1 protein-coding gene is annotated in these 1483 nt (G+C 40.8%); it reads left to right on the top strand.

Going from position 1 to position 1483, the window contains the following annotated elements:
- On the top strand, positions 1 to 1483 hold a 1483-nt coding region (locus JOC31_RS09795; protein WP_205017959.1), incomplete at both ends, for a YSIRK-type signal peptide-containing protein.

Below are 1483 nucleotides of genomic sequence, written 5' to 3'. Positions count from 1 at the left end.
AACTAAAGTTTTCGATTCGTAAATTTTCTGTAGGAGTCGGTTCGGTTGTTATCGGTGCTCTGCTATTTCTCTCTCCACAAGTATTAGCAGATGAAACTGGAACAACTACCACAACTACATCAGAAGTATCAGAAAAATTAGTCGCAACATCTGATACTACAGCTATCGCAGATACGACACCTGCTAGTGAATTTAGCCAAGTATCAAGTGTGACAAATTCTGAAAGTAGTGCTACTAATGAGGTGGTTCAAGTTGAGAGTGAGACACCTCAAGCAGTAGCTGCGACACCTGTGGCAAGCAGTGCTGTGTCCGCAACGGAAGCCTCTACGACTGCAGTAGCGGATACAACTGATGAATCAGTAGCAGAAGCCAGTACTCCAGTAGCGGCAGTATCTCCTACAACATCAGCATCACTTGATGAGTCAGTCAACTATTCAACAAGTGGGGAATGGACCTTACAGAACCCTTACCCAAGCTCTAATCAGTATATCAGTAACTATGAAACAGATGCTTACAAATCAGCTCAAACAACAGTTGTCAAAGAAGATGGTTCTAAGGTCACTGTTACGGCAACAGTTGTTGATTCAGGTGGTAACCCTGAAGGGATGAGTTATCTTGTGCCTGGTTCTAACCAGTCTAGTTACGGTGCTACTGCTGATATGTTTTACAAGGTGGAAGATGCAGCGCAAATTCCAGCTTTGGGGATTTTTACTCAGCCAGCAGTTACTGAAGGAAATGGGAACTTAGAAGATAGGCTGAACTTCAGTGGTAAAGCAGAATCATCTATCTTTACTCTAACCTTTAGCGAAGAAGTGACAAATCCAATCATCGACTTCTCAGGTATTGGAGGAAGTACAAGCTTTACTTATGTCACAGAAACTAATCCATACCCTTATGGACGTGGTTCCTTTAACTCAACTTACTTTGAGCTTTTGACAGATGGAGTGACTCTTGAAAAAGCAAGTGAAGGTGTTAACTTAACGGTAACATCAAATAGTATTGAAACAACTAAAAAGAACAACTATTACCGTTCAGTTCTAGATGAGGATATCTATAGTGGAGGTTCTGAAGCTCAGATGCCTAGTCCAGAACCAGCCGGTACAGGTTCGGTTGTTTTGAAAGGTACTTTTAAAACCGTATCATTCAGACTTTATCATGAGGCGACACCATTTACAGAATTTCCAACATCAGCGTATAATACTGGTACTGATTATTTTGCTAATAACTACCCTAATACGAGAACGTCAGTACCATCTGACTCTATCAACGGTGGAAATAAACACTGGAGTGATATTACTAACTATATCGACGATAATGGTAATGAGGGTGTTTCTAACGATGATAAACTTCGTTTCTCTGTACGTCTTGCAAACATCAAAGGTAATGTAATTGTCAATTATATCGATACTGATGGAAATGTCATCGGTACTGAGTACAAAGACTCAACTGATGTTGCAGTAGGTACAGCCTATAACACAGCCGA

This window comes from Streptococcus saliviloxodontae (genome assembly GCF_016908655.1).
Lineage (GTDB): Bacteria > Bacillota > Bacilli > Lactobacillales > Streptococcaceae > Streptococcus > Streptococcus saliviloxodontae.
This window is presented reverse-complemented; position numbering and strand designations above follow the sequence as displayed.